Source organism: Antarctobacter heliothermus, from assembly GCF_900188425.1.
GTDB classification, from domain to species: domain Bacteria; phylum Pseudomonadota; class Alphaproteobacteria; order Rhodobacterales; family Rhodobacteraceae; genus Antarctobacter; species Antarctobacter heliothermus.
The window spans coordinates 137445-151291 of sequence record NZ_FZON01000003.1 but is presented as its reverse complement, the minus strand read 5'-3'; the positions used below and the strand labels follow the sequence as shown (position 1 = coordinate 151291).

Below are 13847 nucleotides of genomic sequence, written 5' to 3'. Positions count from 1 at the left end.
ATGTGGCAGAGGGTAGACGCCCCCGCCCCCGCCGCAACCAGAACGCCGCGTCACGAGAGGACCGCCGCGATGCCCGCCCTTCGCCTGAGCGCCAGCACGCAGGATCTGAGCCGCGCCGCCGGTCTGTTGACCGATGGCGGGCTGGTCGCCTTCCCGACAGAGACGGTTTACGGACTGGGCGCCGATGCCCGGCAGGACCGCGCCGTGGCGCGCATCTTTGCTGCCAAGGGTCGGCCCGAGTTCAACCCGCTGATCGTGCATTGCGCCGAGCTGGAGCAGGTAAAGACGCTGGTACACTGGTCCGAGGCGGCGCAGGCGCTGGCCGATGCCTTTTGGCCCGGCCCCTTGACGCTGGTGCTGCCGCTGCGCGCGGATGCGGGGATCTCACGGCTGGTGACGGCGGGACTGGACAGTCTGGCGGTGCGGATGCCTGCCGCGCCAGTGGCGCAGAACCTGCTGCGCCTCTTTGACGGGCCGGTGGCCGCGCCCTCTGCCAACCGATCCGGCCAGATCAGCCCGACCCGCGCGACGCATGTGATGGCCGATCTGGGCGACCGGATAGAGGCGGTGGTTGATGGCGGCCCCTGCGCTGTCGGCCTTGAATCGACGATCCTCGGGTTGACCGGCACGCCGCCGACGCTGTTGCGCCCCGGCGGCATCACCGAAGAGGCCCTGAGCGCCGCCCTGAATACCCATATCGCGCTGCGACGCGAAACCGACGGGATCAACGCGCCCGGCCAGACCCGCTCACATTATGCGCCAAGGGCCAGTGTCCGGCTGAACGCGGTCGAATTCGAACCGGGCGAGGCGCGGCTGGGATTCGGCGCGGTGGACTGTGACCTGAACCTGTCCCCTGCCGAGGATCTGACAGAGGCTGCGGCCAATCTGTTCGAGTATCTGCACCGGCTTGATGCCACCGGCGCGCCGGTCATCGCCATTTCACCGATCCCGCACCTGGGGCTGGGCGTGGCGATCAACGACCGCCTCAGCCGCGCGGCTGCGGAACGCTAGACCCGGACCGGGTGTCAGAAAATGAGGTCATCAGGCGCGACCGCCTTCGGAACTCAGCGCCAATGCCGCCACGCCCAGGGTGGCCAGCGCCGCCTCCCATTTTCCCGCATCCCGGTGGTCAAAGATCAACGCGGGGCTGGCGTCGCAGACCAGCCAACCGTTCTGGGCGATCTCGCTTTCCAACTGCCCCGCCGCCCAGCCGGCGTAGCCCAGCATCATCATCCACTTGTCCGGGCCGTCGCCCTTGGCAAGATCCTCAAGGATGTCCAGCGTCGCGGTCATGTGGATGTCATCGCGGACCTCCAGCGTGGTCACGATGGATTGATAGTCCGGCGTGTGCAGGACAAATCCGCGCCCCATTTCCACTGGACCGCCGAAATGCACCGTGCGATGCGACAGATCATGGGCCGATTCAATATCTAGCTGCGCCAGCAGCGTCGGCATGTCGACGTCTTTGCTGGCCTTGTTGACGATCAGCCCCATCGCGCCTTCGTCGGAGTGGTCGCAGATGAACACCACGCTGTGTTCGAACCGCGGATCCCCCATGCCCGGCATGGCGATCAGCAGATGCCCGGTCAGATTGGTGGATTCGGTTGCCTGTGCGACGGCCATGGGCCTCCCCTTCTTGCGAACAGGAGTAACATGACGGCGCGCGCCGGGACTGACAAGTGCGTCACATCTTCGTCAGAGCCACGCTGCGTTCGCTTGAACGTGACTTTTCATTTCTGCGCAAACGCGGCACATGCCTAGGTCATGAAACGTTTTGCCCTGACGATCCTGCTGGCCCTGATGCCCGCCCTTGCCACGACACTGGCTGCCACACAGGCCGCTGCCCAGTCCTATGACGACGTGGTCGAGGCGCAATTGCTGCCCGGCTGGCGGCTGCCCAATGGCGACCACATGGCCGCCCTGCACCTCAAGCTGGCGCCGGGATGGAAGACCTATTGGCGCAGCCCGGGCGATGCGGGCATCCCGCCACAATTCGATTGGCGCGGCGCCCAGAACATGGCCGCCATCGGCGTCTACTGGCCCGCGCCGCAGGTTTTCTGGCAATCGGGGATGCGGTCGGTCGGCTACAAGGGCGGCGTGATCCTGCCGCTGAAGGTGCGGCTGCAGGACTCTGGCCGCGATGCGCGGCTGGGTGGGGTCATCGACATCGGCATCTGCAAGGACGTCTGCCTGCCGCACCGTATCCGGGTCTCGGCGGTCCTGCCTGCCGATCAGACCAAACCGGACCCGGCGATTGCCGCCGCCATGGCCGATGTGCCGTTTGGGGCCAGCGATGCGGGGGTCACCCATGTGGCGTGCAAGATCACCCCGCGCGCCGACGGTATGGGCCTGCGTGTTGCCATCGACATGCCACGCGGCACCGGGCGTGAGGAAACCGTGATCGAGGCCGCCGATCCCAACCTGTGGATTGCTGACCCGGACACCGGATGGCAGGGCGGACAGCTGGTGGCACAAACCCGTGTCACGCATATGTCCGGCGGGGCCTTTGCGCTGGACCGCTCTGGCCTGCGGATCACCGTTCTGGGCGGCAGGATGCCGGTCGACATTCGCGGCTGCACCGGCTGACCCGCACTGACTGATATCACGGGCAATCGACGCAGAACGCCGCTGCCCCGCATAGTGCGCGCCCCGGTCCTGACCCGGGGCCTTTGCCTGCGGTCCGGCGCGCCGGTTAGCCGACCGTCCCTGCGGATCGGCCCATCAGACGGCGGGCGGCGACGACCAGACCGCTGATCAGGTACAGCGCCAGAGGCACCACCACTGCCCCCATCAGGAACAGGACCAGCGCTGCAAGTGTCGGCGACATGCCCTGCGGCATCCAACCCGCCAGCGCGGGCAACAGTGTCCCGGTCCACGCGGTATAGCCCAGCGTCGCCGCCAGCCAGCCCAGCATCAGCGCCGCCCCGATCACCAGCACGCTGCGCACCGCCGCATCCCGGAACCGCATGCCGCGTTTCAGCGCCGCCACCTGTCGCCCGACGTCATGCTGGATCGCCACCAGCGCGGGCACGATCATCAGCACCAGCACCACGCCAAACCCCAGCCCGTAGACCAGCGTGATCACTGTCGGCTTAAGAAACTGCGCCTGCGACGAGGATTCGTACAGCAGCGGCGCAAGGCCCAGCACCGTGGTCGCCGTGGTCAGGAACACCGCCCGCAAACGATCCGCTGCGCCGTCGATTATCGAGGGGATCAGCCCCCGGTCCTTGGCGTAGGCGTCGATCTGCGTCACCAGAACGATCGAGTCGTTGATGATGATGCCGGTCATGCCCAGCAATCCCACCACGGTGAACATGCTCAGCGGGATGTCCCAGATCGCGTGACCATAGATGGTCCCCACAAGGCCGAATGGCACAATCGCCATGACCACAAAGGGCCGCGTCCAACTGGCAAAGACCCAGGCCAGCACAAGGTAGATCCCCAGCAGCACCATGATCAGCCCGTTGCGCGCGTCGGTCAGGAACTCGTTTTCCTGTTCGGCCAGTCCGGCAAGGCGGTACTCCACCTGCCGGTTTGCAGCGATTTCCGGCAGGATTTCCTCTTGCAACGCCTTGACCACGGCCTCGGCGCGGGCGGCATCGTCCTCGGAAATGTCCCCGGTGACCGACACCAACCGCAGCCCGTTTTCGCGCCGCACGGTCGAGAACCCGGTGCGGCGGTCCACGCGGACAATGTCCGCCAGCGGCACATAGGCCCCGGCGGCGGTGCGCAACTGCATCCGCTCCATGAAATCGGCGGTCAGCTCATCCTCTGGCAGCTCCACCCGGATCTCGGCAGAGCGCGGACCATCGGGATAGGTCGCGGCCTCGATCCCGCCCAGCCGGTTGCGCAGGGTGCGCCCCAGCCCGTCGATGTCAAAGCCCAGCGCCAGCCCCTGTGGCGTCAGTTCAAGGATCAGCTCATCCTTGTCATACGACAGGTTGTCCTCGACCGCCGAGACCTCGGGGAACCGCAGAACAGCCTCCTTGAGATCCTCGGCGGCGGCCTTCAGCGTCTCCGACCCCGCGCCATAGAACTGCACATCCAGCGAATCGCCGCCCGGCCCGCCGCGCCAGCCCCGGAAAGAGATGGTTTCCGCCAGCGGGTGGCGGGTCACGCGGTCCTGCAATTCGCCGACAAAGGCGAACGACGAATAGGGCCGCAGGTCAGCGTCGATCAGTTCGATGGAAATGGCGCCAAGTTGTTCCGGGTCCTTGGTATCGGCACCGGGCAGCGAGCGCCCCGCATTGCCGCCGATTTCGGCCAGCACATAATCCAGCGGGTTGGTGCCATAGCGTTCTTCATATTCGCGGCCCAAGGCCTCTGTCGCCTCCTGAAACAGGCGCATCTGTTCCAGCGTATCCGCCCGCGTGGCGCTGGGGGACATGGCAAAGTTGCCGGTCACCGAGCCCTGCTCGGGCGAGTTGAAAAAGCGCCAGGTCACGTCTCCGTTGACAAAGGCGGTGATCTGCGTTGCCAGCGCCAGCGTCAGCAGCGCAAAGACCGCATACCGCGCAGCGATCACCCCACGCATAAAGGGCCGGAACAGCGTCTCTCGCACCCAGCGAAAGCCACGATTGACCAGGGTCGAGGCCATGTCGATACCGCCATCCGACAGGGTGCGCAGCGCGACCGCGCGCGATGCCGTGGGCATCAGCGCCAACCGGATCACGATGCCCGTCGCGAACAGCGCCGCAAGCCCGCCAAGGACCAGCGGGAGATCGGCCCACAGGGCGGCGCGCAGGTCCATCGCCCATTGCCGGGCCGCGACAACCGCCTCTGGTGCATCGGCGAATACGCCCCACACAGCCTCCAGCACGCCGGGCAGCGCCAGTGCCGCCAACACCGCCAGCGCCACCGCCAGCACACAGACCAGCGTCACGCCCAGCACCCCCAGCCCAGCGCGCCACAGCTTGGTCGCCGTTTGGGGGCGTGGTTTCAGCGCATGGGCCATGTGGTTGGGCAGGATCAGGAAACATTCGACCAGCGAGGCCATCAGCACCACGATCACTGTAAACGGAATATCCGAGATCAAATCGCCGAACCGTCCGCCGATGGCCACAAGACCAAAGAAGGCAATGACCGTGGTGATGGTCGCCGAAAACACCGGCAGGGCCATGCGTTGGGCCGCGCCCTCTGCGGCCTCGAACGGGCTGTGTCCATGGCGGGACAGGTGGTCGGCGTGTTCGCCCACCACGATGGCGTCATCCACCACGATGCCCAGCGTGATGATCAGCGCAAAAAGCGAGATCATGTTGATCGTCAGCCCGGCGACATACATCAGCGCAATGGCCGACAGCAGCGCAGTGGGAATCCCCGCCGCCACCCAGAACGCGGTGCGGGTGTTGAGAAACAGGAACAGCAGCGCCACAACCAGCGCCAGCCCGGTCACCGCGTTGTCGATCAGAATATTCAGACGGCCGGTGATCGCCTCTGACCGAGTGCGGATCAGGTCGATCCCGACACCTTCGGGCAGGGCTGCGGTCAGCTCGGCGGCGACCTTTTCGACCGTGGCCTGAATGCCGATGGCGTCGCCCCCGGCAGATCGGTCGACCCGGATCGAGATCGCCGGGTTCTGACCAACAAAATAGCTGCGCTCGCGGTCGATCCCCTCGACCCGGATGCGCGCCACGTCACCGACGGTCAGGTTGGTGCCGCCGGGGTTCGAGCGCAACACAATCGCCGCAATGGCATCGGCAGAGCGTTTCTCGATCCCGGTGCGCACCCGCGCGCCCGCGCCCGCGACGTCACCTGCCGGGTCGGCCTGCACCTCGGCGGCGATGGCCTCTGAAATCTCGACCATGGTGATACCGTGGGCGATCAGATTCTGGACTGGCACCTCGATCACCGTCTGCGGCGCGGCTAAACCCCGGATCGAGGTCTGGGTCACACCCTCGGCGAACAGACGCACGATCATCTCATCGGCAAAGCGCGCCAGTTGATCGACACCGACCGGCCCGGTGATCACCAGATCGGTAACCCGGTCACGCCAGCCGCCCCGGCGCACGTTCGGGTCGTCGGCGTCCTCTGGCAAGGTGTTGATTGCATCCACCGCCTGCTGAACATCGTCGGCGGCGCGGGCAATGTCCCAGCCCGGTTCAAATTCCAGTTCGATCGCGGCGCGGCCCTCTCGCGACACGGCGGTGGAGGAAATCACCCCATCCACCGACAGCAGCGTCGGCTCCAGCACCTGCACAATGGCGGCGTCCACATCCTCGGCCCCGGCCCCGTCCCAGGTCACAGTGACGTCAATTTCATCAATGATCACGTCGGGGAAGAACTGCGCCCGCATGTTGGGAACCGCAAAGGCCCCGGCGGCCAGCATCATGACCAGCAGCAGGTTGGCCACCGTGGGATGGCGCACAAAGTAGCCGAACAGACCGCCAGCAGCAGTGGGAAGTGCGCGCGCCATATCTTAGCCCCCCATACGGGATTCAAGGCGCTCGACCATCTCTGTCGGCACCTGTTTTTGCGACAACTGTGCCAGCAGGCGGGTCTTGGCCGCCTCCGGCATCCGGGTGTTTTCCTCGATGAAGGCGACCAGTTTCGCGCGCCGCTCATCCGTCAGTTCGACCATGTCCGGAACGTCTGGTGCCGCGCCCTGGCGCAGCGGCTTGACCTTGATGCCCGCGCCCAGCAGCGGCGTGCGCTGGGCCACCACCTCACGGTCCGCCATGTTCCGCCCGCGGACCAGAACGTCGTCGCCCTGCCGCCGCAACACGTCCACCTGCACCGTTTCCAGCCGGTCCTCCGCCCCGACAACCAGCACTTCTTGTGCGGCATTCACCGCCGTCGCCGGCAGGCGCGCGACATAGTCCAGCGGGGCCTCCTCGATGCTGACGGTAACAAAATCACCGGGTTTGAACCCGCGCGGCGCCTCTAGCGTGGCAAACAGCTGACGGCCGGTCTGGCCCTCGCCCACGGCGGCCCCCTCGCGGGAGATCACGCCCTGCGCCGAAATGTTGGTGCCATAGAAATCCAGCGTCACCGTCACCGGCGCGCCGCGCAGCTTGCCTGCCTCATCCAGCAGACGCGCGTATTGCTGGGTCGAGACACGGAACGCGACCTCCAGCGCCTGCGGGTCCACCAATTGCGCCAATTGCTCGTTGGTCGACACCAACCGCCCGGCCACAACCGTCACATCCGACAACGTACCAGCATACTCGGCGCGGATTTCGGTGTCGTCCAGACGCCGCTCGGCCTCGTCGCGGGCGATCTCACCCCGGCGCAGCCGTGTTGCGGCCTGATCTATCCGCGCCTCGGCGGTGGCAACCGCCTGCCGCCGGGTCAGCACTGCCTGCCGTTCACTGGACAAGGACAGTTCCGCCGATTCTACCGCCGCTGCCGTGCCGACATTGCGTTCCAGCAGGTCGCGCTGGCGCCGCAGCGCGGTCTCACGCAGCACCACCTGATCCTCGGCAGCGGTCAGTTCATCGCGCGCAATGATCAGCGCGCGCTCGGCCTCGCGGACCTCGGCGCGGGCGTCCAGCAAATCGCTTTCGGCGCGGTCCAGCGCGGCCTGGGCATTCGCCGGGTCGATCAGCGCCAGCACCTGCCCCCCTGTCACCTGCCCGCCTTCGACAAAGGCCGGGTCCAGTTTCACCACCGTCCCGGCCGCCGCTGCGCGGATTTCCAATGTTCGGCGGCTTTGCACCTCACCGAAAGAGGTCAGGACGGGCACCGCCGTTTCCAACTGGACAGACACGACGTTGACCGAAAAGACACGTTCGCGCGCCTGTGGCACAACGGCCTCCTTGGCCATTTGTGCGACAACGGCATCCCGCACCATGATCCCGGCAAAGGCCAGCAGGCCAAGGGTTATCGACAACAGGAACAGCCCGGTCAGGCTCTTTCGCAGAAAACGCATTTTTACAACTCCGCGGACCACACCGCAGAAATAGCGGCACAGGGGGTCTTTCCAACCCTATCGGATTATACGCAAGTGCCGATCACTTCCGTCGCTGATGTTCGTCGAGTCGGGGAAAAATCTCGACAAAGTTGCAAGGCAGGTGGCGATAGTCCAGCTGCCAGCGCAAAATCTCGTCCCAGGCGTCCTTGCAGGCCCCGGTCGAGCCGGGCAAGGCAAACAGATAAGTGCCGCCGGCAACACCCCCCGTGGCGCGGCTTTGCACCGCCGAAGTGCCGATTTTCTGGTAGGAAACCATGGTGAACACCGTGCCAAAGGCATCGATCTCCTTTTCGTAGACATCCCTGTGCGCCTCAACCGTCACGTCGCGGCCCGTCAATCCGGTGCCGCCGGTCGAGATCACCACGTCCACCTCCGGATTGGCAATCCAGGCGCGCAAATGGTCGGCAATCTCTGCCCGCTCGTCCTTCACGATTGCGCGATCTGCCAGAATATGACCCGCTTCGGTCAACCGCTGCACCAGTGTGTCGCCAGACCGATCCTCGGCCAGGCCCCGCGTGTCCGACACCGTCAGGACGGCAATGCGGACCGGAATGAAGTGTTTTGTTTCGTCGATGCGGGGCATGGGATCTCTCCGGGACAGTGAACCCCGCGCACTGTCGGCAGCGCGACGACCGTGTCAAGCGGACGAAAGGTCAGCCCTCAGATCGCCAGCCGGAGCGCCAGCCCGCCAAACAGCGTGGCACAGCCATAGCGCAGGGCGCGCTCCGTGGTCGCGCCGCTGTGCAGATACCGCCGCATCTGGCCGGCAAATTGCCCGACCAGCCCGTTGACCAGCAGCCCGCCGGTCGACATGAGCAGCCCGTAAATCAGGAACTGCGGCAGCACCGGCAGCGTGGGGTCGATGAACTGCGGCACAAAGGCCAGCACAAACAGGATGAACTTTGGGTTGGTGATATTGACCACAAAGCCCTGCCGCGCCGCCCTGGCAGGCACCATCACCGGGGCGTCGCTGCCCGCGATGGGTGTTCGCAACGTCTTCCACGCGATCCACGCCAGATAGGCCGCCCCGCCCCAGCGGATCACGTCAAAGGCGCCCGGCACAGCCGCCACAAGGGCCACCAGCCCCAACCCCGCCAGCAGGACATGTACCATGCCCCCCAGCGCAACGCCGGCAGAGGCGGCCCAGCCGCAACGCGCACCGCCGCGCAACCCCTGCGCCAGACAAAACATCATGTCCGGACCCGGCGTGGCGTTCAGCGCCAGACCCACCGGAATGAACGCCAGCAACAGGATCGGATCGGCGATCATTTCAATGCCCTCAACCGCGCCTTCAGCGCCAGCCAATCCCCCCAGGCCTCGCGCTTGGCATGTGGGGTCCGCAACAGATAGGCGGGATGCAGCATCGGCAACGCGGGACGACCGGCCGCCTCTTGCCACTGGCCGCGCAACCGGGTGATGCCGCGCCGCCCCAACAGGGCCTGCGCCGAGGTGTTGCCCATGATCACCAGCAGATCGGGATTGACCAGCGCGATATGGCGCTGGAGGAAGGGCATCAGCATGGCAATCTCGTCCGGCTTGGGATCGCGGTTCTGCGGCGGCCGCCACGGCAGGACATTGGTGATATAGACCGTATCGGCCCGGCTCAGACTCACCGCGGCCAGCATCCGGTCCAGCAACTGCCCGGCGCGGCCCACAAACGGCTTGCCCTGCAAATCCTCATCCCGGCCCGGGGCCTCCCCCACCAGCATGACCCGCGCGCCCGGTGCGCCATCGGCAAACACCAGATTGCGCGCGCCCTTTTTCAACTGGCAATGCTCAAACCCGGCCATGGCCGCGCGCAACCCGTCCAGATCCTGCGCCGCCGCCGCCAGGGCGCGCGCCTCCGCCACCGGATCGACCTCCGCGACCTTGGGCGCGGGCGCGGCAGTCGCCACACCCGGTTGTCTCACCCGCTCGGCATGCTGCGCCCGCAGGTCCGCCTCGGCGGCAAAACGGTCGACAGGCGCGTCGCACAGCGCCGCGTCCACCCCCATCTCCATCTGCCATTCCAAAAGCGCCTTTGCGGCGTACCAGTCCATGTGATCCATGTCCGGCACCGTAGCGCCCGCCACAGAGGAAGAAAATCGCCCGTGTTTCTTCTCTGTAAAAATACCCATCTTCCAACCCGGCCGCGCAACACGCCGCCAGAGGCTTGCCCCGCCCGTCCCTCAAACCTAAGAAGGGCAAACGCCGCCGAGGGGACCTGATGCGCTTCGACCACCGTCACCTGTTGGGGATCGAACCCCTGCGTCCGGATGAGATCACCACGATTCTCGATCTGTCGGACCAATACGTCGATTTCAACCGCCGCCGCGACAAGCACGCCAATGCGCTGGCCGGTCTGACGCAGATCAACATGTTCTTTGAAAACTCCACCCGCACGCAGGCCAGTTTTGAACTGGCGGGCAAACGTTTGGGTGCGGACGTCATGAACATGTCGATGCAGGCGTCTTCTATCAAAAAGGGCGAGACGCTGATCGACACGGCGATGACCCTGAACGCCATGCACCCCGACCTGTTGGTGGTGCGCCACCCGCATTCCGGAGCGGTCGACCTGCTGGCGCAAAAGGTCAACTGCGCGGTGCTGAATGCCGGCGACGGGCGGCACGAACACCCGACACAGGCGCTGCTGGACGCGCTGACGATCCGCCGCGCCAAGGGGCGGCTGCACCGGCTGTCCATCGCGATCTGCGGCGACATCGCCCACAGCCGCGTGGCGCGGTCGAACCTGCTGCTGCTGCACAAGATGGAAAACCGCATCCGGCTGATCGGGCCGTCCACCCTGATGCCTGCGGGCATCGACGCCTTCGGGGTCGAGATCTTTGACGACATGCGCGAGGGATTGAAGGGCGTGGATGTGGTGATGATGTTGCGCCTGCAAAAGGAACGCATGGATGGCGGGTTCATCCCCTCCGAGCGCGAGTATTACCACCGTTACGGTCTGGACGCGGACAAGCTGTCCTATGCCAAGGAAGATGCGATTGTCATGCACCCCGGCCCGATGAATCGTGGCGTCGAGATTGACGGCACCCTGGCGGATGACATCAACCGCTCCGTCATTCAGGATCAGGTCGAAATGGGCGTGGCGGTGCGTATGGCCGCGATGGATCTGCTGGCCCGCAACCTGCGCGCCCGCCCGACAGAGGTCATCGCATGACACAGGTTGAGGTTAACAGTTCGGACACCGGCACGGTGCGTGTGCTGCATCTGGATCTGCCGCCCGAGGCGGTCGAGCGATTCACCCAGATGGCGGGGACTGGCGAGTGGCCGCTGAAATACGCGCTTGGGGCCCTTCGTCTGCGAGAGGCGTTTGTCGACGTCGTGTCGATCCGGGATTTGGACGAGATGCCGCTGTCGCGCTACCTTGCAGAGGCATATGACGTACAGGCCCGCGCATTGGGCGATGACCGGACGCGTCTTGATGCGCTCCGGGGCCATGTCCTTGTGCTGCCGCCGCAGGCCTTCGATGCGACCTCGCAGACCCTGACCATTTCCAGCCCGCTCAAACTGATCGGCAGCTATTCCGGCGCGCGCCCGGCCCCCAAGGGCCCCAAGGTCACGTCCAAATCCGCGCGCGGGCAGGGATCGGGCGGCGCGCCCGCCTCCACCTCTCGCGGCAATTCCGGTCTGCTCAAGCTGATCCTGGCCGCCATCGCGCTGGTTCTGGCGCTGGTGCTCTGGCTGGCGCTGGTATGAGCGGGGTGGCCTGACATGACCCTGCCCGACGCCCCCGCCCAGGCGCCGCCCGGTTGGGACGGCATTCTTGATCCCGGCGAGTCGATCCACTGGCAAGGCCGCCCCGACAGCGGCATCCACCTGCGCGGCGGCGACTATGCGTTGATGGTGTTCGGGCTGTTCTTTGGTGGTTTTGCGCTGGTCTGGATGGCGCTGGTGTGGGGCGCGGGCGGATCGTTCTGGATGTTCGGCCTGCTGCATTTCGGCGTCGGCGTGGCCATTGTGCTGTGGCCGGTGCTGGGGCGTCCCTATCTGCGCCGACACACCTGGTACACGCTGACCGATCAGCGCGCCTTTGTTGCGTCCAACGTGCCGCTGCGCGGCAAGACGCTCAAGAGTTATCCGATTGCCAAGGACAGCCCGCTGACGCTGGAGACCGGCGCGCTGGGGTCGGTGTTCTTTGCCACAGAACGGCAGCGGACCAAGAACGGCTACCGCGACGTGCGCATCGGCTTTGAACATATCGCCGACGCGCGTGAGGTCTATGGCCTGTTTCGCGACATTCAACGGGGCGAGCCATGACATTCCCACCTGACCGTCTCACCTATATCCGCACCCACTGGATCATGGCCGCCGTGGCGATGGCGGTCGGCATGGCGATCCTCTGGGCGCTGGGCAATCCGCATGTCTGGACCGGCGCCATCGGCGGGTTGGCCGCCGTCGCGCTGCGTGGCTGGTATCTGATGGATGAGGAAATGGGCCATATCTGGCAAATGACCGGCGACACGCTCGAAGGGCCACAGGGCCGCCGCGTGGCGTTGTCCGACATCGACAAACTGCGCACCATCGGGGCCGCCGTTCAGGTGATCACCCGGACTGGCGACAAACACCTGATCAAGTTTCAGGCGGACCCGCAGGCCACCAAGGCCCGCATCGAGGCCGCCCGCCCACGAGGCCACGAATGACCACGACACTGATCCACAACGCCCGACTGATCGACCCCGAGGCTGGCACCATCACCCCCGGCGCGGTGCTGGTCGAGGCCGGAAAGATTACCGAAGTATTAACGCAAGGCATTGATATTGAAGATATGTTTCGCGCGCGAAACATCTCGCCGGATCGTGTCGACGCGGGCAATGCCTTTCTCGCCCCCGGCATTGTCGACATCGGCGTCAAGGTCGGAGAGCCGGGAGAGCGGCACAAGGAAAGCTATGGCAGCGCCGGTCAGGCGGCGGCGGCGGGTGGCGTGACCACCATGGTCACCCGGCCCGACACCCTGCCCTGCATCGACACGCCAGAGGCGCTGGAGTTCATCCGCCGCCGCGCGATGGAAGAGGCCCCTGTCAACGTCCTGCCCATGGCCGCCCTGACCAAGGGGCGGCAGGGGCGCGAAATGACAGAGATCGGCTTTCTGATGGATGCCGGGGCAGTGGCCTTTACCGATTGCACCCATGTGGTCAGCGACACCAAGGTGCTCAGCCGTGCCATGACCTATGCCCGCAGCCTTGGCGCGTTGATCATCGCCCACCCGCAGGACCCCGGCCTGTCCAAGGGGGCGTCGGTGACCAGCGGCAAGTTCGCGACCCTGCGCGGCCTGCCCGCCGTGTCGCCGATGGCGGAACGCATGGGGCTGGACCGCGACATCGCCCTGATCGAGATGACGGGCGTGCGCTATCACGCCGACAAGATCACCACCGCCCGCGCCCTGCCCGCGCTGGAACGCGCCAAGGCCAACGGCTTTGACGTGACCGCCGGCACCTCGATGCATCACCTGACGCTGAATGAGTTGGACGTGGCCGACTATCGCACCTTCTTCAAGGTGACACCGCCGCTGCGCTCTGAGGAGGACCGGCAAGCGATTGTCGAGGCGGTCCGCAGCGGGCTGATCGACATCATCGGCAGCTATCACTCGCCGCAGGACGAGGAGAGCAAGCGCCTGCCGTTTGAAGAGGCCGCCAGCGGGGCTGTGGGGCTGGAAACCATGCTGCCGGTGTTGCTGCGCCTGTATCACGGCGGGGAGTTGGAGCTGACCACGCTGTTTCGCGCGCTGTCGTATAACCCGGCGCGGCGGCTGGGTCTGGATTGCGGGCGGATCGCCAAGGGTGCGCCTGCGGATCTTGTGCTGTTCGACGCGGACAAGCCGATTGTGCTGGACAGGTTCAAGCTGCGCTCAAAATCCAAGAACACGCCGTTTGACGGCGCACGTCTGCAAGGGCGCGTTCTGGGCACATGGGTCGGCGGACGACGGGTATTCGAGGGATGA

At 65.8% G+C, this 13847-nt stretch carries 13 protein-coding genes; 7 read left to right on the top strand and 6 right to left on the bottom strand.

Annotated features, from left to right (window positions below):
- The first annotated feature begins 69 nt into the window (after positions 1 to 69).
- Positions 70 to 1011, top strand: coding sequence for an L-threonylcarbamoyladenylate synthase (locus CHB90_RS02835; protein ID WP_089276333.1), 942 nt, complete (start codon positions 70 to 72; stop codon positions 1009 to 1011).
- A 30-nt stretch (positions 1012 to 1041) separates the two neighbouring features.
- On the opposite strand, the gene CHB90_RS02830 is transcribed toward CHB90_RS02835, so the two are convergent.
- Entirely contained in the window at positions 1042 to 1623 is a 582-nt protein-coding gene (locus CHB90_RS02830) for a YqgE/AlgH family protein (protein WP_089276332.1), read from the bottom strand.
- Between the two features lie 141 nt (positions 1624 to 1764).
- Here CHB90_RS02830 and CHB90_RS02825 point away from each other — a divergent pair, with 141 nt between their 5' ends.
- Positions 1765 to 2586, top strand: a complete 822-nt coding sequence (locus CHB90_RS02825) for a protein-disulfide reductase DsbD domain-containing protein (protein ID WP_089276331.1) — start codon at positions 1765 to 1767, stop codon at positions 2584 to 2586.
- A gap of 106 nt (positions 2587 to 2692) precedes the next feature.
- Here the strand turns inward: CHB90_RS02825 and CHB90_RS02820 are convergent, their stop codons facing one another.
- From CHB90_RS02820 to CHB90_RS02800, 5 genes are all read right to left on the bottom strand, one after another.
- Positions 2693 to 6412, bottom strand: a complete 3720-nt coding sequence (locus CHB90_RS02820) for an efflux RND transporter permease subunit (RefSeq protein ID WP_089276330.1) — start codon at positions 6410 to 6412, stop codon at positions 2693 to 2695.
- 3 nt (positions 6413 to 6415) lie between these two features.
- Positions 6416 to 7867, bottom strand: a complete 1452-nt coding sequence (locus tag CHB90_RS02815; protein WP_089276329.1) for an efflux RND transporter periplasmic adaptor subunit — start codon at positions 7865 to 7867, stop codon at positions 6416 to 6418.
- An 82-nt stretch (positions 7868 to 7949) separates the two neighbouring features.
- A complete protein-coding gene (gene moaB, locus CHB90_RS02810; protein ID WP_089276328.1) occupies positions 7950 to 8492 on the bottom strand; it encodes a molybdenum cofactor biosynthesis protein B in 543 nt (180 codons plus the stop codon).
- Between the two features lie 77 nt (positions 8493 to 8569).
- On the bottom strand, positions 8570 to 9178 hold the full coding sequence (locus tag CHB90_RS02805; protein ID WP_089276327.1) for a LysE family translocator: 609 nt from the start codon (positions 9176 to 9178) through the stop codon (positions 8570 to 8572).
- Positions 9175 to 9957 (bottom strand): uracil-DNA glycosylase, encoded by a 783-nt coding sequence (locus tag CHB90_RS02800; protein ID WP_089276326.1) that lies wholly within the window; start codon positions 9955 to 9957, stop codon positions 9175 to 9177. The genes CHB90_RS02805 and CHB90_RS02800 overlap by 4 nt, the downstream gene beginning before the upstream one ends.
- A 158-nt stretch (positions 9958 to 10115) precedes the next feature.
- On the opposite strand from CHB90_RS02800, the gene CHB90_RS02795 reads away from it, so the two are divergent.
- From CHB90_RS02795 to pyrC, 5 genes are read left to right on the top strand one after another with little or no spacing between them, the layout of a single operon-like run.
- Positions 10116 to 11066: an aspartate carbamoyltransferase catalytic subunit gene (locus tag CHB90_RS02795; RefSeq protein ID WP_089276325.1), complete on the top strand. Its 951-nt coding sequence runs from the start codon at positions 10116 to 10118 to the stop codon at positions 11064 to 11066.
- Positions 11063 to 11605, top strand: a complete 543-nt coding sequence (locus CHB90_RS02790) for an aspartate carbamoyltransferase catalytic subunit (RefSeq protein WP_089276324.1) — start codon at positions 11063 to 11065, stop codon at positions 11603 to 11605. The genes CHB90_RS02795 and CHB90_RS02790 overlap by 4 nt, the downstream gene beginning before the upstream one ends.
- 15 nt (positions 11606 to 11620) lie before the next feature.
- Positions 11621 to 12166, top strand: coding sequence for a hypothetical protein (locus tag CHB90_RS02785; RefSeq protein WP_089276323.1), 546 nt, complete (start codon positions 11621 to 11623; stop codon positions 12164 to 12166).
- The gene (locus CHB90_RS02780; RefSeq protein ID WP_089276322.1) at positions 12163 to 12549 is read left to right on the top strand and encodes a hypothetical protein; all 387 of its coding nucleotides are present in this window, start codon (positions 12163 to 12165) and stop codon (positions 12547 to 12549) included. The genes CHB90_RS02785 and CHB90_RS02780 overlap by 4 nt, the downstream gene beginning before the upstream one ends.
- Positions 12546 to 13847, top strand: a complete 1302-nt coding sequence (pyrC, locus tag CHB90_RS02775) for a dihydroorotase (protein ID WP_089276321.1) — start codon at positions 12546 to 12548, stop codon at positions 13845 to 13847. Before CHB90_RS02780 ends, pyrC begins: the two co-directional genes overlap by 4 nt.

Excerpts from the sequence above, each read along its gene's own strand:
- CHB90_RS02835 (WP_089276333.1), top strand. The coding sequence starts at position 70 with ATGCCCGCCCTTCGCCTGAGCGCCAGCACGCAGGATCTGAGCCGCGCC.
- CHB90_RS02830 (WP_089276332.1), bottom strand. The coding sequence starts at position 1,623 with ATGGCCGTCGCACAGGCAACCGAATCCACCAATCTGACCGGGCATCTG.
- CHB90_RS02825 (WP_089276331.1), top strand. The coding sequence starts at position 1,765 with ATGAAACGTTTTGCCCTGACGATCCTGCTGGCCCTGATGCCCGCCCTT.
- CHB90_RS02820 (WP_089276330.1), bottom strand. The coding sequence starts at position 6,412 with ATGGCGCGCGCACTTCCCACTGCTGCTGGCGGTCTGTTCGGCTACTTT.
- CHB90_RS02815 (WP_089276329.1), bottom strand. The coding sequence starts at position 7,867 with ATGCGTTTTCTGCGAAAGAGCCTGACCGGGCTGTTCCTGTTGTCGATA.
- moaB (WP_089276328.1), bottom strand. The coding sequence starts at position 8,492 with ATGCCCCGCATCGACGAAACAAAACACTTCATTCCGGTCCGCATTGCC.
- CHB90_RS02805 (WP_089276327.1), bottom strand. The coding sequence starts at position 9,178 with ATGATCGCCGATCCGATCCTGTTGCTGGCGTTCATTCCGGTGGGTCTG.
- CHB90_RS02800 (WP_089276326.1), bottom strand. The coding sequence starts at position 9,957 with ATGGATCACATGGACTGGTACGCCGCAAAGGCGCTTTTGGAATGGCAG.
- CHB90_RS02795 (WP_089276325.1), top strand. The coding sequence starts at position 10,116 with ATGCGCTTCGACCACCGTCACCTGTTGGGGATCGAACCCCTGCGTCCG.
- CHB90_RS02790 (WP_089276324.1), top strand. The coding sequence starts at position 11,063 with ATGACACAGGTTGAGGTTAACAGTTCGGACACCGGCACGGTGCGTGTG.
- CHB90_RS02785 (WP_089276323.1), top strand. The coding sequence starts at position 11,621 with ATGACCCTGCCCGACGCCCCCGCCCAGGCGCCGCCCGGTTGGGACGGC.
- CHB90_RS02780 (WP_089276322.1), top strand. The coding sequence starts at position 12,163 with ATGACATTCCCACCTGACCGTCTCACCTATATCCGCACCCACTGGATC.
- pyrC (WP_089276321.1), top strand. The coding sequence starts at position 12,546 with ATGACCACGACACTGATCCACAACGCCCGACTGATCGACCCCGAGGCT.